The sequence below is a fragment of the Trueperella sp. genome, from assembly GCF_043424875.1.
In the GTDB taxonomy this organism is placed as follows: domain Bacteria; phylum Actinomycetota; class Actinomycetes; order Actinomycetales; family Actinomycetaceae; genus Trueperella.
Map to the genome: position 1 here is coordinate 1 of NZ_JBHWPL010000109.1, position 19,897 is coordinate 19,897.

The 19,897-nt window shown below is 63.7% G+C and carries 13 protein-coding genes; 7 read left to right on the forward strand and 6 right to left on the reverse strand.

All coding sequences use genetic code 11. The annotated features are described in order from the left end of the window. Window positions 1-464 precede the first annotated feature (464 nt). From ACHFFR_RS08790 to ACHFFR_RS08800, 3 genes are all read right to left on the reverse strand, one after another. Window positions 465-1,217: an ABC transporter gene (locus tag ACHFFR_RS08790; RefSeq protein ID WP_394263889.1), complete on the reverse strand. Its 753-nt coding sequence runs from the start codon at window positions 1,215-1,217 to the stop codon at window positions 465-467. Next, window positions 1,214-2,164 (reverse strand): ABC transporter ATP-binding protein, encoded by a 951-nt coding sequence (locus tag ACHFFR_RS08795; RefSeq protein WP_394263890.1) that lies wholly within the window; start codon window positions 2,162-2,164, stop codon window positions 1,214-1,216. Before ACHFFR_RS08795 ends, ACHFFR_RS08790 begins: the two co-directional genes overlap by 4 nt. 108 nt (window positions 2,165-2,272) lie before the next feature. After that, complete coding sequence (locus tag ACHFFR_RS08800; RefSeq protein ID WP_394263891.1) at window positions 2,273-2,653, reverse strand: YchJ family protein; 381 nt, start codon at window positions 2,651-2,653, stop codon at window positions 2,273-2,275. 152 nt (window positions 2,654-2,805) lie between these two features. Between ACHFFR_RS08800 and ACHFFR_RS08805 the strand changes: the two genes are divergently transcribed. Further along, complete coding sequence (locus ACHFFR_RS08805; protein ID WP_394263892.1) at window positions 2,806-3,372, forward strand: type 1 glutamine amidotransferase domain-containing protein; 567 nt, start codon at window positions 2,806-2,808, stop codon at window positions 3,370-3,372. Between the two features lie 665 nt (window positions 3,373-4,037). On the opposite strand, the gene ACHFFR_RS08810 is transcribed toward ACHFFR_RS08805, so the two are convergent. Next, window positions 4,038-5,426, reverse strand: coding sequence for an FtsX-like permease family protein (locus tag ACHFFR_RS08810; RefSeq protein ID WP_394263893.1), 1,389 nt, complete (start codon window positions 5,424-5,426; stop codon window positions 4,038-4,040). Next, the gene (locus ACHFFR_RS08815) at window positions 5,423-6,160 is read right to left on the reverse strand and encodes an ABC transporter ATP-binding protein (RefSeq protein ID WP_394263894.1); all 738 of its coding nucleotides are present in this window, start codon (window positions 6,158-6,160) and stop codon (window positions 5,423-5,425) included. Before ACHFFR_RS08815 ends, ACHFFR_RS08810 begins: the two co-directional genes overlap by 4 nt. 126 nt (window positions 6,161-6,286) lie before the next feature. On the opposite strand from ACHFFR_RS08815, the gene ACHFFR_RS08820 reads away from it, so the two are divergent. The 5 genes from ACHFFR_RS08820 to rbsK all read left to right on the forward strand — a co-directional run bounded on the left by ACHFFR_RS08820 (window position 6,287) and on the right by rbsK (window position 11,861). Further along, window positions 6,287-7,027 carry a sensor histidine kinase gene (locus ACHFFR_RS08820; RefSeq protein ID WP_394263895.1) on the forward strand — a complete coding sequence of 247 codons (741 nt, stop codon included), beginning with the start codon at window positions 6,287-6,289 and terminating at the stop codon, window positions 7,025-7,027. Beyond that, a complete protein-coding gene (locus ACHFFR_RS08825; protein ID WP_394263896.1) occupies window positions 7,024-7,713 on the forward strand; it encodes a LuxR C-terminal-related transcriptional regulator in 690 nt (229 codons plus the stop codon). Before ACHFFR_RS08820 ends, ACHFFR_RS08825 begins: the two co-directional genes overlap by 4 nt. Window positions 7,714-7,998: 285 nt before the next feature. Then, window positions 7,999-10,152: an anaerobic ribonucleoside-triphosphate reductase gene (gene nrdD, locus ACHFFR_RS08830; RefSeq protein ID WP_394263897.1), complete on the forward strand. Its 2,154-nt coding sequence runs from the start codon at window positions 7,999-8,001 to the stop codon at window positions 10,150-10,152. A gap of 18 nt (window positions 10,153-10,170) precedes the next feature. Continuing rightward, the gene (nrdG, locus tag ACHFFR_RS08835) at window positions 10,171-10,818 is read left to right on the forward strand and encodes an anaerobic ribonucleoside-triphosphate reductase activating protein (protein WP_394263898.1); all 648 of its coding nucleotides are present in this window, start codon (window positions 10,171-10,173) and stop codon (window positions 10,816-10,818) included. Window positions 10,819-10,955: 137 nt separating this feature from the next. Next, window positions 10,956-11,861: a ribokinase gene (rbsK, locus tag ACHFFR_RS08840; protein WP_394263899.1), complete on the forward strand. Its 906-nt coding sequence runs from the start codon at window positions 10,956-10,958 to the stop codon at window positions 11,859-11,861. A gap of 151 nt (window positions 11,862-12,012) precedes the next feature. On the opposite strand, the gene ACHFFR_RS08845 is transcribed toward rbsK, so the two are convergent. After that, the gene (locus ACHFFR_RS08845; RefSeq protein ID WP_394263900.1) at window positions 12,013-17,967 is read right to left on the reverse strand and encodes a S8 family serine peptidase; all 5,955 of its coding nucleotides are present in this window, start codon (window positions 17,965-17,967) and stop codon (window positions 12,013-12,015) included. A gap of 251 nt (window positions 17,968-18,218) precedes the next feature. On the opposite strand from ACHFFR_RS08845, the gene ACHFFR_RS08850 reads away from it, so the two are divergent. Continuing rightward, the coding region (locus tag ACHFFR_RS08850; protein ID WP_394263901.1) for an ABC transporter ATP-binding protein at window positions 18,219-19,897 on the forward strand (1,679 nt) is incomplete at its 3' end.

Here is a 19,897-nt window from a genome sequence, read left to right on the forward strand (position 1 = left end):
GTTGTGTTTTTGGTAGGCGGCGTACCTATCGGAGGAGGACGTACCTTTCGAGGGGGTCTGCAGCCCGTTTGGTGCGCCGCCTGCGGAGGTTTAGCCCGTTTGGTGCGTCGGGGAGCTCGGGTAGCGCTAGGCAGGGCTGGGTGACGGGGATTTTCGGCGTCGACGACGGCCGGTTCGGTCGCGTTGGTCCCTCGGCGGCGTACTATTCGGGTTGGTTTTTGGTGGGCGGCGTACCAATCGGAGGAGGGCGTACCCTTCGAGGGGGTCTGCAGCCCGTTTGGTGCGCCGCCTATACGAGAGGAACCCATTAGGTACGCCGTCTAGCGCGCGTTGGGTCGGTTGGGCTCGCCGTCGGCCCGCCCGCGACCCGTTGGGTGCGCCGCCTATACGAGAGGAACCGATTAGGTACGCCGGCTAGCGCGGGTTGGGTTCCTTTGGGCGTGCGTCAGCCCGCCCGCGCCCGGCTACGGCCGCGCGCCCTGCCGGCGCAGCGTCACCATGGCGAGCGCCGCAAAGACAACCGTCCACACGCCCAGCGACAGCGCGCCCTGCCAGAGTTCGTCGCTATAAACCTCGCCCTGCGACGTCGTCCACGTGCCCTCCGCCACCGGCCAGCGCGCGAGCGTGATGTAGCCCCACATGGGCGTAAAGCGCGAAAACTCGAGCAACGCCCCGGACAGCGGCACGAAGAGGTTGCCCGCGAAGGCGAACAGGAGCAGCAAACCGGACCCCACCGCCGTCGCCACTTCGGAGCGGAACACGTAGCTCAGCGCGAGCCCGAGCATGGCGAACGGGAGCGCCCCCACGAGCAGGATGATGAACGACAGCACCCACGCCGCCCCCGTCGCCTCCGCCCCCGTCGGCGCCGCAACGGCATAAATGATTGCGATCGTGATCGCGGCAAAAAGCGTGGCCGTGATCGACTTGTTTCTAACGAACTGGCCCGTCGTCATCGGGGTGAGCGCGAGCTGGCGGCCCCAGCCCTGCAGCCGCTCAACGGCGGCGGTAGAGGCGAGCGAAATCGTCGCTGACGCCGCACCGTACGCCGACATTCCAATCATGACCGCCATCGCGATATTGCCGTTGCCCAGCGGCTCCTGCCCATACTCTTGAGCAGCGCCGAAAATGAGGTACATCAGCACGGGCACGCCGATCACGAAGATGATTCCGGGGTCGCGCAGCGTGCGCTTCATGTCGATTGCGAGCATCGTCATCATGAGGTGGCTCCCTGGTCGTCGGGGCTGGTCAAGGTCATGAACGCGTCCTCGAGCGAGGAGTCGGTGATCGTGACATCCGAGACGGCCGGGTCTGCGAGCACGTGGCGCGCGACGGCGTCGGAGTCCGGCGTAATTATGTGGAGAGTTTCTCCGTCGAACGACGCCGTCGTCCCGGCGAACGCCGTCGTCACGGCGGCGATTAGCTCGTCTGCGCGGTGCTGGCCACCGCTGCCGCACTGGCCGCCGCTGCCGCCCCGGCCGCCGCCGACCTTCGCACGAACGCGACGCATCCCCGCGATTGCTCGCACGTCCTGCATCGAGCCGTCCGCGGCGATCTTCCCGCGGTTCATGAGGATGATGCGGTTGGCGAACTCCTCGGCTTCCTGTAGATAGTGCGTGGCGAAAATGACCGTTCGGCCCTCGGTCGCCTCGGCGTGCATTGTGTCCCAGAACTTGCGGCGCGCGCCCACGTCCATGCCGGTGGTGGGCTCGTCAAGAATAAGGACGTCAGGCTCGGCGAGGAGGGCGAGCGCGAACTTCAGCCGCTGCTGCTCGCCGCCGGAACACTTCGAGACGCGCCGGCCCGCAAGCTCCACGAGGCCAGTGCGCTCGAGCACTTCCTCGATCGGCGCGGGATCCTCGTAGGTCGCCGCGACGTACCGAACCGTCTCGCGAACAGTCATATCTGCAAGCAGACCACCGGTTTGCAGGAGGGCAGAAATGCGACCCGCCCGGACGGCGTCGCTGGGAGAACCGCCAAGCACCTCAAGCGAACCGGAGCTTGGCGGAATGAGGCCGAGCATCATGTCGAGGGTGGTGGTTTTGCCGGCGCCGTTGGGGCCGAGTAATGCGACGACGTCGCCGCTACCGATGCGAATGTCAATTCCATCGACCGCCGTCACGTTGCCAAATTTTTTCGTGAGCCCGCGGGCTGCGATTGAGTGCATGCCTCCATGTTTGCATGCTCGCGCGCAAACCAAAAGGTCGCTCAACCAAACCTGAGGATGATGACTGACGGCGATCTTGGTGTACAGGGCCGCGGCGCTACCGGCGCGCTAGGTTGCGGGCTCCTCGGCGTCGACGTACATCCACCGCCCCGCGCGCCTGTCAAACCGCGAGCGCTCGCGGATATCCCCGTGGACGTTCTTGGCAATGAATTCCACGACGCCGGTTTGGTCGGCTTCCGTGCCGGCGACGACGTCGAGGATCTCGAGCCCCATCCAGCCGTAGCCCGTGTTGATTTCGCCGGCGGGGCGGGTGCGGGCGTGCCATGTGCGGAACAGGTGTTCGGGGTTGTTGGTGACGAAAGCGCTGTAACGCGAGCGCATCGTGGCCTCGGCGGTGGGCGGGAGCTCGGCCGCCGACAGGTAGGGGCCGCAGCATTCGGCGAGGGACGGGCCGCCGCACGGGCAGGGGTCGGAGGGCTTGACGTTCATGGGTCTAACTTAGCGTGTCCGATATCGCGTAGCGGTGAAAGGCTTGAGCCGGTGGCGGCGGCCTCGATAGAAAGAGGGAGTAAGCGCGGTGGCGCGTTACGCTCCGCCGCGACGACGGCCGGTTCGCCGGCCGCCAGACGGAAGGAATCTCAATGACTGAGCACACCGGAGAAGAACTGAAGGGCCACAAGATTGCGTTCCTCGCACGTCGCGGCGTGGAGGAGCCAGAGCTGACGGAGCCGTGGAAGGCCATCGAGGCCGCGGGCGGGGAGCCCGTGCTCGTCTCGAACGAGCCCGGCACGATCACCGCGCTCGTCGGCGATTGGGACAAGAGCGGAACGTACGACGTCGACGTCGTCGCCGAAGACGCCAACGCCGATGACTACTTGGGTCTCGTGCTGCCCGGCGGCACGCTGAACTCGGACAAGATCCGCGACGACGAAGCCTCGCAGAAGTTCGTGCACGCCTTCATGGCTGCCGGCAAGCCGGTGGCGCCGATCTGCCACGGCGCGTGGATCCTCGTGGAGACGGGCGATGTTGAGGGGCGCACGATGACGTCCACGCCGCGCATCCGGACGGATCTGAAGAACGCCGGCGCGACCTGGGTGGATGAGGAGTTTCACCGCGACGGCAACCTGATGTCGAGCCGCAGCCCGCGCGATCTGGATGCCTTTAACAAGGGCATCGTCGAGGCATTTATCGAGGCCGCGAACAAGTAGGCTGTAGCCGAAAGCGGCGGCGGAAGCGTAGGCGGAAGCCGAGGCTGTTGCCGCGAAGTAGGCGGTAGCCGAAAGCGGCGGCTTGATGAGCCGAAGTAGGCGGTAAGCGAGGGCGGAAGCCTAACGTGAATGAGATGGTGGCCGGCACGACGTCGGCCACCATCTTTGCGCCTAGCCCGCGATAAGCGGAGTGCTGTTCGCCGCGTTTCTCGCTAGGGGGGCGTACCTAATGGGTCAAACCAACGCAGGCGGCGTACCTAATGGGTCAAACCAACGCAGGCGGCGTACCTAATGGGTCAAACCAACGCAGGCGGCGTACCTAATGGGTTGTAGGCCCCCTCGTTTGGTACGCCCTTCTCCGTTTGGTGCTCCCCCTGGCTGCTGTGAACCCGTTTGGTGCTCCCCCTGGCTGCTGTGAACCCGTTTGGTGCTCCGCCTGGCTGCTGTGAACCCGAATGGTACGCCGCGTGGGCGGGGGTTGCTGTGTTTGAGGGCGGGAGTTGATGGGGTGGAGGGTGCGTGCGCTAGGGGGGCGTACCTAATGGGTTGAACCAACGCGGGCGGCGTACCTAATGGGTTGTAGGCCCCCTCGTTTGGTGCGCCCTTCTCCGTTTGGTACGCCGCCTAACTTGTCTAGTCCCGTACGGCACCCGGAGCTGGGCCCGCTAGTCGTTCTTGCGGGTGTTCTCCTTGAGCAGGGCCGACTGGATCGGCGCGGTGGCGAGCACGGAGACGAACGTGAGCACGACGCCCGCGATGATCATGGCGACGAGCAGGAACATGTTCTCCGCCCGCGGCGTGGTTTCAGAAGCGCCACCAATCATGGCGCCAACTCCGATCGTCACCGTGAGCATGAGTGCAAGTGGAGGCATCACCTGCCACAGCCGGGCTTTGAGGAGGGTCGACGGCGGGAAGCCCATCTTCACCAGCGCTCGCGATTCGTCTTCGCGGTCGAAGACGTCGGCGGCCTGCTGGATGAGAGTGGAGGTGGCCCCTAGCGCCAGCGCGATGCCGAGCGCGATGACCACGCCCTTGACGATGTCCGCCTGCATGATCTCCGTCAGCGCCTGCGCGTCCGGGTCTCCGACCATCGACATGTTGAGAGCGAAGACGACGATCGAGGCGATGAGCGCCATGAGCGAAATGGCCGAGATGTTGCGCCAGGCGGCTCGAGGCTCATCGATCACCCTGCGCGCGCCGAGCAGGCGCGCCGGATTACCGGTACGCGCGAACGGACGGGACGCGACCTGAATGAAGAGCGGCCCGGCCAGCGACACGGCGAGGAACAGGCCCACCCACGCGAGCGCGATACCGATGATCTGCTCGATCTGGGACTCAAGGTTCGTGTTCCGCATGAGGTAGCTCGCCACGGGAATCATCACGACGAGGCCGATGATGCGCCAGTGTTTGAGCGCCGCGGGAGTTTCGCGGCGCGAGACCCCGAGCGGAGAAATCGACACGCGGCGCAGCCCAATAACCGTGGACGCCAGCGTAATCACAACGACGAGCACGAACGCTCCGAGGAAGCCCCACCAGGGCAGGAGCATCTCGGTACCACCGAGGTGAATGTCAGTAAACTTCACCGTCGACCACGCGGGCAGCGTTACGAGATATATGGTCAGGCCGATGGCGAACCCGACGAGAGCTTGCAAAAGGGTCTCCACCAGAGTCATGAGGTTGACCTGCGCGGCGCTCACACCGATGAGACGCAACGAGGCGAGCCGCCGAGCGCGGCCATTCGCGCCGAGGCGGGTGGCTGCGGAGCCTAGCCCGAGCAGCGGGATGATCAGCAGTCCGAGCGCCACGATCGCGAGGAAGAAGTACATGGTGCCAAGGCCGTCAGTGAAGAACGGATCGAGCCCCTTGTGCTCCAAAAGCAGGTCGGACAGCGAATCTTGCCGGTTGTAGAACATCCACACCCCGCCGAGGGTGGTGAGAAGGAGCCACGAGGATACGGCGAACGCGATGATCGCGAAGACGTCGAGGAGGGCGTTCCCGCGCGCGTTGCGGATGCGTGCGATCGCGAGATTGGATGCCATGGTTAGCGTGCTCATCGCCCGACCTCCGCGTGCTGGATCTGATGGGCGTTGGCAGCGCTGTTGACGACGTCGGCCATGGTGCGGTCGGTGTGAATGAGACCGTCGCGGATTTCCACGAGACGATCCGTCCACGAGGCGACCTTGAGATCATGAGTGACGACGACGAGCGTGGTTCCATTCATCTTCGCGGTGGTCGAGAGCACCTGCATGACCTCGTGGCCGGTGGCCTGGTCGAGCGCGCCGGTTGGCTCATCGGCAAAAATGATCGACGGGTTGGCAACCATGGAGCGAGCAATCGCCACGCGCTGAGCCTGACCTCCGGACATCTCGCCGGGGCGCTTCCTCTTCTGCTCGCCGACCCCGAGGCGCATGAGCCACTCGTCGGCGGCCCGCATCGCCCGCCCGCGCGACGCACCGCTGGCGAGTAGCGGCAAGGCGACATTCTCGCGCGCCGTCAGCTCGGGAACGAGCTGGCCATCTTGAAACACGAACCCAAACTGCTCCCGGCGTAACTTCGAACGCCCGGAATCTTTGAGAGCCGTGACGACGGCGTCGCCAAGGCGAACCTCGCCGGCGTCGGGAAGCAAAATCCCAGAAAGAACGTGGAGGAGGGTGGACTTGCCGGAGCCGGACGGGCCCATGATGGCAACGAGCTCGCCGGCGCCGATCGTGATGTCGACGCCGGCGAGGGCGTGGACGGAACTATATGTCTTAACGAGGCCGGTGGCCTGCAGCGCTTGTGTGTTCATGTGTCTCATTCAAGTCGACATGGGACGTGGACGAAATGGTGCCACATAGCCAGTTTAGGGTAGAGCTAGGTCTACCTTTGCGGCAATTCGCCGGAACCGGCGGGCGGGCGTGGCTATGCTGAACGCATGAGATGGCGCAGGAGACGAGACGCCGCACGAGAGGTGTCGGAGCTGACGGAGTCGCGGCGCGAGATCGTGCAGGCGTTCGAGATTGAGCGCCGGCGCATCGAGCGCGATCTCCACGACGGCGCGCAGCAGCACCTCGTGGCATCGGGAATGGCGATTGGCGAGGCCGCGTTCATGGTGGACATGGCGGGCGACTTGCCCGAGGCGCTCGCGGACCTTCCGCAGGTGCTCGCGCGGGCGCTCGGCTCCAACGAGGCGGCGCTGAAAACGCTACGCGACACCGTCAATCAGATTCATCCGAAAGTGCTCTCGGACCTCGGGCTCGAGCGGGCGATCCGCGACGTCGCCGAGCGCAGCTCAGCCAACGCCCGCGTCATGGTTCCGAACCCGCTGCCCACGCTTCCCGAGGGCGTGATGACGACCGCATACTTCTTAGTCACGGAATCTCTGACAAATTTAGTGAAATATGCGCCGGATTCGGCCGCAACCGTGCTCCTAGCGGCCGATGAGTCACTAAAGGTGTCGGTCGTGGATGATGGCCCGGGTGGCGCCGAGATTAAACCGGGCGGCGGGTTGGCCGGTTTGAAGGAGCGGCTGGCGGCATTTGGCGGCACGCTCTCGGTGCATTCGCCGCTCGGTGGGCCGACGACGGTCGCGGGCACGATCCCGCTCCTGCTGCGGCGCGGCGAGAGCGGGCTTGCATCCGACGAGCAGACATCCGCAGAGGGTGGCACAACGTGAAGATCTTTCTTGCCGATGATGCGGTGCTCGTGCGCGAGGGGCTGGCTGGCATCTTGGAGCGCGTGGGCCACGAGGTGGTTGGGCAAACGCCGGACGCGCCCTCCACGATTGCCACGCTGCGCGCTTTGTTGAACGCGGATCCGGACGCCGTTGATGTCTTGGTTGTGGACGTACGTATGCCGCCCACGATGACCGACGACGGACTGCGCGTTGCGAGCGAGCTTCGCGAGGACTTCCCGGAGCTCAACGTCATGGTGCTCAGCCAGTATGTAGCGCCGGCGTATGCCTCGACCCTTTTTGATCCCACGGCGATGTCGCGGCCTGGCGCGGAGCGAGGTGGGCTCGGCTACCTGCTCAAGGAGAGGGTCTCGCGCGTGGCGGATTTTGTGCGCTCGCTCGAGGTCGTGGCAAGTGGGGGCGTCGTCGTCGACCCCGAGGTGGCCGCTGGCCTCGTGCGCGGAAAGGGTCGCGCGCTCGACGCCCTCACCCCGCGCGAGAGCGAGGTCCTCGAGATGATGGCCCAAGGCAAATCGAATGCGGAGATCTCGGACGTGCTGTTCTTGTCTGCGGCCGCGGTATCAAAGCACGTGGCGAACGTGTTCTCCAAACTCGGCTTGCCGCCCGGGGAGGATAACCGGCGCGTGCGAGCGGTGCTCACGTACCTGACTGCTACCGGTGCTGTGTAGTGAAAAGAGAGACCTGCAACGGGGCGACACGCCGAAGACTTCAAGTAGTTTTTAGCCGTTAGGCGCGAGAACCTGCCGAATCCCTGTGAGACACACGTTGAACTTCTTCAAATAACATGCGTGTAAGTTCAAAGTGGCTACTATATGTAGTGTTCGAAAAAATTCGGCGCACAACATTTAGGGTTTTCCAGAACTTTCCCAAAGTAGCGAAATGTCCGTGAGATTACCCCAAAAACACCGGATTTCACCACTGGTCGCAACGACGAAATGTAGAAAGGCACGCCCATGTCGCTCAACGTCACCACGAAGATCTCCGTACTGAAGCGAGATGGGCGCTCGGCGCGCTTCGATGCCGCAAAGATTTACCGCGCCATCGAAGCAGCACTCAACAGCCGCGGGGTTGAGGATCACGAGTTCGCGGCCGAGGCGACCGACGCCGTGGTCGCCGGCCTGCCCGAGCAGGACCTCGACATTCCCACCATCCAGCGCGCGGTTGAGGACTACCTCATGGGCTCGAAGTACCCCGAGGTTGCCCGCGCCTACATCGAGTACCGCCACGATCGCGATGTTGCGCGCGATCAAGCGATGGATGTGCAGCATTCGGTGGGCAAGCTGCTCTCGCGCGACAAGTCCGTCGTCAACGAGAACGCGAACAAGGACGCCACCGTCTTCAACACGCAGCGGGACCTCACGGCAGGCTCTGTGGCGAAGGCCTACGCGCTCAAGCACATGCTGCCCAAGCACGTCGCCAACGCACACATCAAAGGCGACATCCACTTCCACGACCTGGATTACAACCCGTTCCAGCCGATGACGAACTGCTGCCTCATCGACATCCCGGGCATGCTCCGCGACGGCTTCCAAATCGGCAACGCTCGCGTGGAATCGCCGAAGTCGATTAACACGGCATCGGCGCAGATCGCGCAGATCATCGCGAACGTCGCCTCGTCGCAGTATGGCGGCACCTCGGTTGATCGCATCGACGAGGTTCTCGCTCCGTTCGCGCAGCTGAACTACAACAAGCACATGGTCGACGCCGAGCAGTGGGTCGCGCCCGACCTGCGCGAGGACTACGCCATGGCGAAGACGCGCAAGGATATCTACGACGCGATGCAGTCGCTCGAGTACGAGATCAACACGCTCTACACCTCCAACGGCCAAACCCCGTTCGTCACCCTCGGTTTTGGCCTGGGCGAAGGCGTTTTTGAGCGCGAGATCCAAAAGGCTATCCTCAAGGTCCGCATCGGCGGTATTGGCAAAGATAAGCACACGGCCATCTTCCCCAAGCTCGTCTTCGGTCTGCGCCGCGGCGTCAACTTGGATGAGGGCGATCCGAACTACGACATCAAGCAGCTCGCACTCGAGTGCTCGACCAAGCGCATGTACCCGGACGTGCTCTCCTACGATCGTCTCGTCGAGATTGAGGGCGATTACAAGACGCCGATGGGGTGCCGCTCGTTCCTGCCGAAGTGGGTCGATCCGGAAACTGGCGAGGCCGTGAACGCCGGCCGTAACAACCTCGGAGTCGTCACGCTCAACATCCCGCGCATCGCGATCGAGGCGCGCGGGGACATGGACATGTTCTGGGAGCTGTTCGACGAGCGCATGGAGATCATGCACGAGGCTCTGCTATTCCGTATCGATCGCTGCGAGGACGCGACGCCGGCCAACGCGCCGATCCTGTACAAGTACGGAGCCTTCGGTAAGCGCGCGTCCGACGAGGAAACGGACGTGAAGAAGTTCTTCCGCGGTCAGCGCGCCACGGTGTCGCTGGGCTACATCGGCCTTTACGAGGCAGCCACGATGTTCTACGGGCCGGACTGGGAGACGGATCCGGAGGCGAAGGAGTTCACCTTCGAGATCCTTCGCGCGATGAATCGCTACACCGATCAGTGGAAGAAGGAGCACCCGTACTGGTTCTCCGTGTATGCCACCCCGTCGGAATCGTTGACTGATCGTTTTAACCGTCTGGACCGCGAGAAGTTCGGCGTGATCGAGAACGTCACGGACAAGGACTACTACACGAATTCCTTCCACTATGACGTGCGCAAGAAGATCACGCCGTTCGAAAAGATCGACTTTGAGGCGCCGTACGCGGAGCTGACCAAGGGCGGATTCATCCACTACTGCGAATACCCGAAGCTCACGCACAACACGAAGGCGCTCGAGGCCGTGTGGGACTACGCCTATGATCGCGTGGCCTACCTCGGCACGAACACCCCGATCGATAAGTGCTACGAGTGCGGGTTCGAGGGCGAGTTCGGCGCGACGGCCGATGGCTTCGAGTGCCCCGACTGCGGCAACGACGATCCTGCGAGCTGCGACGTCGTCAAGCGCACCTGCGGCTACCTCGGCAACCCCCAGAAGCGACCGATGGTTCACGGCCGTCACGTGGAGATCGCTTCGCGCGTCAAGCACATGGATGGCCCCACCCGATAAGGGTGGCCCGACACGGCAGTGGCAACCAAGGATAGCGACGGCATTGCCATTCCCCAACCGGGGGAGTGGCAAGGTGCCGCGCTGTCCGCTGGCCACATCGCTGATTACAAGCCGTTCAACTTCGTGGACGGCGAGGGCGTGCGGTGCTCGTTATACGTCTCAGGTTGCCCGTTTAAATGTCCGGACTGCTACAACGCGGCGGCTCAGAGCTTCCGTTATGGCACGCCCTACACGCAGGAGCTTGAAGACCAGATCCTTGCCGATCTTGCCCAGCCCTACGTTGCCGGTCTTTCGCTCGTGGGCGGCGAGCCCATGCTCGCCACGCCCATTCTGATCCCGCTGGTCACGCGGGTGCGCGAGCAGTTCGGGGCCGAGAAAGATATCTGGATCTGGACGGGTTACACCTACGAGCAGCTCCTGGACGAAACGCCGGATAAGCGAGAGCTTCTCGAGCTGTGCGACGTCGTTGTGGACGGCCCGTTCATTAAGCGGCTCTACCACCACGACCTCGCGTTCCGGGGTTCGCGCAACCAGCGGATCATCGACCTGCGCGCGTCCCGCGATCCACACGGCAGCTTCGCTCCCGAGCCTGTGATGTGGTCATCTGGCCGCCGAGACTCCGAGAGCGCAGTGCCGTTCTTGAAGCCTGCCGCGCCGAAGTCCTAGCGCTTCGCTGAAGTCCTAGCGCTTCGCCGTCGTCGTAAAGGCATTCCCACGGGTGGCCGACGGAACTAGACTCGGAACAACCGCGGCCTCGCGCACTGCCGAGGCCATGTCTCACCACCGCAGACGAAGGAGTCAGCATGGATATTGCAGTCATCGGGTCCAACAACGTGGACCTCATTTCCTATATCGACCGCATGCCAGAAGATGGCGAAACGATTGAAGCCCCAGACTTTCAGCTCGGGTCGGGCGGCAAGGGCGCGAACCAGGCGATGGCCGCGCGCCGCCTCGGATCCGAGGTTCTGATGATCACCCGCGTGGGCTCGGACCTGTTCGCGGACAACACGATTAAAAACTTTGAAGATAACGGCTTCGACACGAAGTACGTGCTACGCACCGAGGGGACATCCGGGGTCGCGCCGATCTTCGTGGATAAGGAATCCAACAACCGGATCATCATTATCAAGGGCGCCAACGCGGAGCTCTCGCCCGCCGATATCGACGACGCGGCCGAGGATATCGCGGCCTGTAAGCTCATCGTTTTGCAGCTCGAGATCGACATCGAGACCGTCTACTACGCCATCGAGTTCGGCACGAAGCACGGCATCCCGGTTCTGCTCAATCCCGCGCCTGCCGATCCGAACCTTGATCTGGATCGCGTCAAGGACTGCACCTACCTCATGCCCAACGAGACCGAGTTGGCGCTCCTCACGGGAATGCCGGTTGAGAGCGAGGAGGAGATTGAAGCCGCGGCGCGCAAGCTCCTGGACGCCGGAATCAAGGACGTCATCGTGACGCTTGGCTCGCGCGGTGCACTGTGGGTCAATGGTGAGGCGGCGAAGCGCTACCAGGGCGAGAAGGTTGACGCGGTGGACACGACGGGCGCCGGCGATGCGTTCATCGGTTGCTTCTCGCACGTGCTCGTTCAGACTGGCGATATCGACACGGCCATTACGATCGCGAACAGGTACGCGGCCGACTCGGTGACGAGGCGGGGCACGCAGACGTCGTTCGCGACGGCGGAGGAGTTCGGCCTCGAAATCTGACGCGGCAACTGTGCACTGAGTCGGCAGCCGCGCGTGACGGCACACCAGCCGCGCGTGACGGCACACCAGCAAAAAGGCGGAGGGCCTCAATGTAGGCCCTCCGCCGTGTTATTGATCGGCCCAGCCGCTGCCGGCCCGATCAGTACTCTCGTTATGAGATGACGACCATGCCACCCCATCCGTGTCCGACCTGCACGGACGGCGCCCAGTAGCCATTGCCGCGGTTCTCGAAGAAGAACAGCCTGCCATCGCCGCGGATACCGACCATGTCGAGTGCGCCATCACCGTTGAGGTCACCAGGGATGGTGGCGTGGGTGAAGGACGACCAGCCGTGGCCGATCTGGCCGACGCCGGCGAAGGTGCCATTGCGCAGACCCTTGTAGGCGAACATCTTGCCGTCCTTGGAGATTCCCACGAGGTCAGCGTGCGAGTCGCCAGTGAACTGACCCGGTGCGAGGATGACATCCATGCCACCCCAGCCGTGACCAATCTTGGCGGCGCCGCTCAGGCCTCGGCTCGTGAGCTGGTAGCGGTACAGATCGCCGCTCGCCACCTGGCGTGCGACGACGTAGTCCCGACCAGCGAACTCACCAGCGAACACGATGTTGTCCATTCCATTCCACCCGTGACCGGCCTGCGGACCCTTGGTCAGGAATCCGGCGCCGTCGGAGTAGTAGAAGTGGATCGTGCCATCACTATGGCGAACCAGCAGGTCCGCGCGGCTGTCGTCGTTGACGTCCGGAATCGGGGTGATCTCGGTGATCTGGCCCTGATCGCACATCACGATGCCGCGGTGGTAGAAGCCGCCCTTGCCGTTGCCGGCGTAGAAGTGGACGGATCCATTCTCGTCAACCGACCACAGGTCAGCGCTCCGGTCGCCCGTTGCCTCGCCCAGTCGGTCGGTGCCGCGCGGCATGGTGCCCGGACGATCGATGGTCTCGCACTGGACCGGCTCGCCCGGCTCTTCCGGATCGATCGGCGTGCCCGGATCCTCCGGATCCACCGGGGTCGGGCGGACGACGAGTTCGAAGGTCGAGCGCGAGAAGCCCTCGAACGTCAAGATCCCGTCGGCCCACTCGGCCTCCACCGGCACGCGCTCACCGCTCGGCGCCACGAAGAACACCTGAATGTCCTCGTCGGCCGGAACAGTGATCACGCCACGCTGGGTCGCGTACGGGTCGTCGTTGGAGATCTCTAGCAGCGTGCCGCCGTTCGAGAACGTCGCCGTGAGCGAGTCATCCGAGCGGAACTTGCCCGTGATCGTCACGCCGTCATCTTCGAGCGTCACATCGAGGAGCGACACGTTGACCACGAGGTCCTGCGTTACGACGACGCCGTCCGCCTGAGTCACGACCACGGTCACGGCGTTCTCGCCTTCGACGAGCACGGTGCCCTCTGCGAGGTCAACGGTGGTCTCGCCCTCGGCCGGGTTGGCCGGGTCGGTGGCGATCGGATCGTCGTCGCTCACGGCGACCTGCTCGAGAACCAGGGCGCGCAGCGCGTCCTGATCACCGAGCACCTCGCGGTAGACCTCGAGGTCCACCGTCTCCGGCGCCGTGATGACCGGGTCGTCGTTCACCGTGAAGGTGACCGCGCGCGCAACCGTGTTGCCCGCCAGATCCGTGGCCGTTGCCGTGAGTGTGTACTCGCCGCGCAGGTCCGCGGTGTCGATCTGCTGGAGCAGTTCGGAGACCTCGGACTCGGTCAGCGTGCCAACGGCCTCGCCCGTGTCCTCACCGAGGTAATTCTCAACCGGCACGAGCTGCGTGAGCAGCTCCGCGGTGATCGTCTCGTTGAGAACCTCGCCCTCGGCACCGATCAGGCTGACGTTGAGCGACGCGATGTTCTCGTCGGTCGCCGTCGTCGTGACCGGTGCGGCGTCACGAATGACGGCGCCGTCAGCAACGCTGAACGTCAGGCCGGGAGCCTCGGAATCCAGAATCACCGGGATGTAGGCAACGAGAAGGTTACCCATCGCGTCGCCGAAGACGATCTGGATGAGATCGTCGTCGGCAACCTGAACGACCTCGGAGAAGGTGCGCTCGTTCGATTCCGGCCCGTGGCCGCCGTAGTTGAAGAACTCAAGGATCGTCGAATCGTTGATCTTCAGCGTGTAGCCCCAGCCGTCGTCGGAGGCGGTGCCTGCGAAAACGACCTCGGGGTTGTTGGCGTAGAGCGTGCCGCCCACGAGGGTCGGCTCGTCGAACGCGATCGTCGGCATGACCATGTCGGAGAAGATTCTCGTGTAGGTCTCGAGGCGAACCTCGCCAGCCGTGTCAACGATCTTGAGGTTGTGCGGGTTGAAGCCCGTGGTGACCGGGATGTCGATCGTGAACGTGCCATCCGCAGCTGGGACCGCCACGATCGGCTCTGGCGTCACGTACTGGCCGTCCACAACCTCCGGGCGCGGCGTGAAGATGATCTCGCCAACGCCGTGGGCGCCTTCGCCGCGAAGCGTGAAGACGCCGTCGTTGTAATCCGGCGAATCGTTCGGCAGGAAGATCGTTGCGTAGCCAACCGCCGCGTCAGCGTTCGTGAACGTGGGCAGCGCCCATTCGGGAACCTCCGGGACGCGCTCGTGGATCGAGTACGCTTCCGACGTCGTATTCACGCCGTCCGAGGCAACCACCGGGAAGGTGAGCGCTTCGGGGGCCGGTGTGAACGTGTGCTCGAAGGCGCCGTCCGTGAGGGCAACGTCCTCGCCGTTGATCTTCAGCGAAAGCTCGGCGCCCTCGCGTTCGTCGGTCACGGTACCGGTCACGGTGATCTGGCCGCCCTCGTCAACGAGGACGGTTCCGGACGAGTCCAGGTTGGAGATGTCGACAACCGGCGGGACGTCGTCGTAGAAGACGGTCAACGTCTGCGAATCGACCTCGCCCTGCTCATTCGACCCCACGAACTCGAACGTGTTCTCGCCGTATTCAAGCGGGAGGAACGCGCTCCAGCGGCCCGAGAGGATGTCCACGGGCTCGTCGTTGACGCTCAGATCGGTAATCGACGACGACGCGAGACCTTGCACGCGCAGCGAGCCATCGGCCACGCCCGAGGTGTTCGGACCGATGACGCCCGACTCGAGGAAGTCCTTGCCGGTGATGGCCAGGGTGTCCTCAGCAACGAGGTACGTTCCAACGCCCAGCGTGAAGCCGAGATCCATGACGGACACGGTGATGTGGGAAACGTCAGGGTTCGTGACCTGCGCCGAGAACCGGTTGTCGCCCAGATCCGTCAGCTCCAGTTCGGCGCCGGCCGAATCGGTTGCGGTGGGCGCATTAGCAAGGCCCGAGGTCTCCTCGATGATCGAGAACACGAGGGTCTCGCCGTCGAAGGACTCGAACTCGACGACGGGCGCGGTGTTATCCACACCGAACTCGAAGTCGATGGTCTGCCACTCCCACTGCTCGCCGAGGCGAGCGGAGACGCGGTAGGTGTAGCGGCCATCCGGAACGGCCACGTAATTGCCAACAGCTGGATCCCACGTCAAACCATCGAAGGTGTAGCGGGGAAGGTAGCCGATGTTGGCGCCACCGGAGGCTAGAACGTCCATGGCGAGCTCGCGGCGCATGTCCTGCTCGATGCCGAGCGTGCGCACGAGATTACCGTTTTCGTCCAGCACCTCGTACTTGATCTCCGATGCGTTACGCATGAAGACGAGGGTGGGAGCGATGACGTCGACGTCGCCGTCGCCGTTCGGCGAGAGCCAGAACTCAGACCCGGGGATGCCGTTGAGCAACTCCATCACCGACAGCGGGAAGGTGTAGCCCATGACGTCCGTGACGAGCTGCGAGCTCGAATCGTTGACCTCCGGGAACCACTGCTCACCCTCGGGAAGGATGATGGGCTCCTCGTTCCAGTCACCGACGAAGCCGAGGTACGGGACCGACAGGTCCGGAGCGGTCTCGGATTCGAAACGCGCCCAGCCCGCGATGTAGTGCGGCTCGGCAGTGTTCGGCGAGAGCGTGAAGGTCACCGAGGCGTTCGAGCCCGGCTGAACGGTCACGGTGGAGGCCGAGGCCGTCAGGGTCTCATCCGAGATGAACGTGGTGGTGTTCTCCCACTGGGCGTTCGTCTCGCCGATCACCTGCTGCTCGGGAACCGTGTACGTGACCGCTTCATCGCCAAAATTCTCAAGCGTGACGGTGAAGTTCGTGCGGCCGTTGACCTCGTAGAGCGGCACTTCTGCGGCGCCGTCCACGGTTGCGAACACCTCGTTCTCGAGGGCCAGGTCAGCGCGCGCAAGGCCGGCGCCGATCTGACGCGGCGAGAGCGGCACGCCGTCCGCCGTCATCGGGATGTCCGCCGTGTTCTGAAGGGCAATCTCGAGGCGATCGGCCAGCTCGTTACCGCTCAGGTTCGGGTAGCGGTCGCGGAACTCCTGCACCAGCAGCGCTGACACGCCGGAGACGTTCGGCGCAGCCATCGAGGTGCCGCTCTTGACGCCATACTGATCGTTGTTGACGGTCGAGTAGACGGAGCCACCGATACCGGCGATGTTTGGCTTGAACTCAAGCGAGGGGGTCGGGCCCCACGAGGTGAAGGACGATCCGCGCCAGCCATCGGCGTACGGGACGACCTCCTGATCCGTGGTGAACTGAACCGTGACGGTGCGGCCGGCCTCGAGGGCTTCGCGCATCGCAAGGCCGTCGGAGCGGTAGATGGACGCGGAGAACAGGGTGTATTCCTCGACGCCGCCCATGCCCACGAACTCATTGCCGCCGGCTTCGGAGTTGAAGACGACGATGCCTTCGGCGCCGTGGGCGATGGCGTTCGCGTACTTTTCTGCGAAGGTGTTTCCGCCACGCTCGATGAGCGCGAACTTGCCGGTGAGGTCGGTATCCGCGGTGTAATCTTGTGGCTGCGAGAGGCCGACGTCGACGATCTCCCACTCCTGCCCGTCGGGCTGGCCGGTTGCTCGCAGGCTCGGAAGGCTTGACTGCGCGCCGTCGTCGTACCAGTACGAGACCGGGATGACCTCGAAGCTGTTGTCAATCGACGCGACCGTGAATGCCCACGGATTAACCGAGGGTGCGCCGGTCACGCCGTCGTCGAACAAGCCGAAGATGTCGTCAGTCTCGGCGGTCTGCGAGAAGTTCAGGCCGGAGTTGCCGGCCGAAATCACGGGGAGCACGCCGTTCTCGCGTGCAACCTCGAGGGCGCGCGCCATGCCGTCAGACGTGTTGGCCACGCCGTTGGGCGATCCGAGCGAGAGGTTCATGACGTCCGCGCCGAGCTTGACCGAGTCCTCAATCGCGACGACGATATCGCCGTCGGAAGCTCCGCCAGAGCCGTCGTTGGAGAAGACCTTCATGGCCAGGAGCTGGGCGTTGGGCGCGGCGCCGTCGATGCGGCCGGTCGCGTCAAAATCGGGGGCGTCCGGGCCCTCGGCGCCGTTTGCGCCGACGATGCCGGCCACGTGCATGCCGTGGTCGCTACCGGTGGTGTCGTGGACAACCCAGTTGTCGTCCGCATAGTTGTAGCCGAACGGAACCTTGCAGGTGAAGCCGTTTTCGGTATCCGGCGCGAGCTTGGCGATCTCGCACATGCCCTCGTCGAGGCGCATGTCCTGATGCGTCACGTCGATGCCGGAATCAATAATGGCGACCACGGTGCCGGCGCCATCCACGCCGTAATCGGCGTAGGCCTTTGCCACGCCGTGCATGTCACGGGCGTGGGCTTCGGTCTCGTAATAAATGCGCTCGCGGGCGACCGACTCGACTTCGGGCTCCTGGCTCAGGCCAAGAATCTGATCGGATGAGATCGTGGCGGAGAAACCATTGACGAGGTAGGCGAACTGACGATCGACGACGATCCCGTAGTCTGCCTCCCACTTGGCGATGAGTTGGTCTTGCGTGGCGAGCCTGGCGCTTTCGTCAGACTCGGACAGCGTGGATGGCTGATCTTTGAGCATGACGACGACGTCGATGTCACGTGGCGCGAGGGTGATTGCGTTGCCCTCAAGATCAAAGCCTGATAGGTGGTGTTCTTTTGGCGAAGTTGTCTCCGCCCCGGCGGCATCGGTGCCGTCGGTTGCAGCGGCGGGCGCTAGCCCGAGGCCGAGCGCAATTGCGCCCGCACCGGCCGCTGCCAGTGCTTTCCGTAGGAATTTCATTGAGCCTCCATATGTCAAAGGGGGTGCCCACGATCATGGCAGAGACCTCCGACAATGGCGAGCTATGTCACATCCTGAAATGGACATAAGGAGCGATATATCAACGAAAGACGCCCGGGGCGTGCCCGGGCCGCGCCCGAAGCTACGCCCGATGCTAGGCTCGGTGCTAGGTTCGATGCCGCCTCAGAATCCAGGCGATTTTGTGAGGGCGGGCATAGGATAAATTCAGTGGGGCTACTACGATCGTCTGCGTGAAAGCGCTCTTTAGGATTTTCAGATTCACCTCGTCCCTCGCCCCGCTCTATGCTCTCGTGGCGGTGTCCTCGATCTTGGTGACCGTGGCGAACATCCTCATCCCGTTCGTCATCGGGCGTGCCACGGATCAGGCCGTGGGCGCCGTGTCAGGCGCCATCCCTACCGACGACGCCATCAGCGCCGTCCTCTGGCTCGCCGTCGCCTTCTTAGCACTCGAGGCGATCGGCGTCGTGATCTCCGCCGGAGGCCAATACGCCGGCGACATCATGAGCCAGCGGATGCGAACGATTCTCTCGGTGCGCTACTACGACAAGCTGCTTCAACTCCCGCAGCGCTACTTCGACAACGAGCTGACCGGCCGCATCACCTCGCGCCTGAACCGCTCGATCATGGAAGTCACCAACTTCATCAAGTCGTTTTCCAACCAGTTCTTCACCACGTTCCTCACCATCGGCGCGGTGCTCGTGATCTCGGCGTTCTACTCGCCGCTGCTCTCGCTCCTTCTCATCATTATCTTCCCCGTGTACATGTGGCTAACCGCCCTCACGTCCCGGCGCTGGCAGGTCAAAGAGGGAATTAAGAACGAGCAGATCGACACCGCGGGCGGCCGCTTCCAAGAGGTGATCGGCCAGATGCGCGTGGTTAAGTCCTTCGTCCAAGAGCGCCGCGAGCTCGATTTCTTCACGCAGCGCTATCGGAAGGCCGAGGAGGTCACGGCCGACCAATCCCGCCACTGGCACTGGATGGACTTCCTGCGCAGGATCTTCATGGCCGCGACGTTCTTCGGCATTTATGCGATCATCTTCGTCCAGACTGTGCAGGGTAACTTCACGGTCGGTGAGATGGTTCTGCTTATCCAGCTCGTCAACATGGCTCGCACGCCTGTCAGCTCGATGAGCTACATTGTCGACTCCGCCCAACGCGCGATCGCCGGCTCGAAGGACTACTTCGACGTCATGGAATTGGAGATTCCCCAGCGCCCGGTCATTACGTCGGTTCCAGATCGGACCGACGACGACGTGGCGATCACCTTCGAGGGAGTGGACTTTGGCTACGATTCCGACGACGACGTGCTCACCGATATCTCATTCGCGGTCGAGCGCGGGGAGCGGCTTGCGCTCGTCTCCGAATCGGGTGGCGGAAAAACCACGATTACCTCGCTGCTCATGGGTTTTTACAAGCCGCGCGCGGGAACGATTCGGATCTTCGGGCGCGATATTCAGACGCTGCCACTGGAGACCCTGCGCAACGAGATCGGCGTGGTGTTTCAAGACGCCTCGCTGTTTTCGGGCACGATCGCCGAGAACATCGGCTATTCGGACGTCAACGCCACGCCAGAGCAGATCGAATCAGCCGCTCGCCGCGCGAACGCCCACGACTTCATCGTTCGGTTCAAGAACGGTTACGAGTCGTTGATCGGAGAGCGCGGCCTGAAGCTCTCGGGTGGCCAGAAACAGCGCATCTCGGTGGCTCGCGCGACGTTGAAGGGCGCAGACATCCTCATCCTCGACGAAGCGACCTCGGCGCTCGACACCAAGGCCGAGCGCCAGGTGCAAGCGGGACTCGAGGAGCTCATGGCCGGGCGGACGTCGCTGATCATCGCCCACCGCCTGTCCACGATCGCGTCCGTCGACAGGATTATCACGCTCCGCGGCGGCCGCATCGACGAGGTGGG

Bases quoted from the DNA above. Each gene is read 5' to 3' on its own strand.
- nrdD (WP_394263897.1), top strand. From the start codon at position 7,999: ATGTCGCTCAACGTCACCACGAAGATCTCCGTACTGAAGCGAGATGGG.
- ACHFFR_RS08820 (WP_394263895.1), top strand. From the start codon at position 6,287: ATGAGATGGCGCAGGAGACGAGACGCCGCACGAGAGGTGTCGGAGCTG.
- ACHFFR_RS08795 (WP_394263890.1), bottom strand. From the start codon at position 2,164: ATGCACTCAATCGCAGCCCGCGGGCTCACGAAAAAATTTGGCAACGTG.
- ACHFFR_RS08845 (WP_394263900.1), bottom strand. From the start codon at position 17,967: ATGAAATTCCTACGGAAAGCACTGGCAGCGGCCGGTGCGGGCGCAATT.
- ACHFFR_RS08815 (WP_394263894.1), bottom strand. From the start codon at position 6,160: ATGAACACACAAGCGCTGCAGGCCACCGGCCTCGTTAAGACATATAGT.
- ACHFFR_RS08805 (WP_394263892.1), top strand. From the start codon at position 2,806: ATGACTGAGCACACCGGAGAAGAACTGAAGGGCCACAAGATTGCGTTC.
- ACHFFR_RS08790 (WP_394263889.1), bottom strand. From the start codon at position 1,217: ATGATGACGATGCTCGCAATCGACATGAAGCGCACGCTGCGCGACCCC.
- ACHFFR_RS08800 (WP_394263891.1), bottom strand. From the start codon at position 2,653: ATGAACGTCAAGCCCTCCGACCCCTGCCCGTGCGGCGGCCCGTCCCTC.
- ACHFFR_RS08810 (WP_394263893.1), bottom strand. From the start codon at position 5,426: ATGAGCACGCTAACCATGGCATCCAATCTCGCGATCGCACGCATCCGC.
- rbsK (WP_394263899.1), top strand. From the start codon at position 10,956: ATGGATATTGCAGTCATCGGGTCCAACAACGTGGACCTCATTTCCTAT.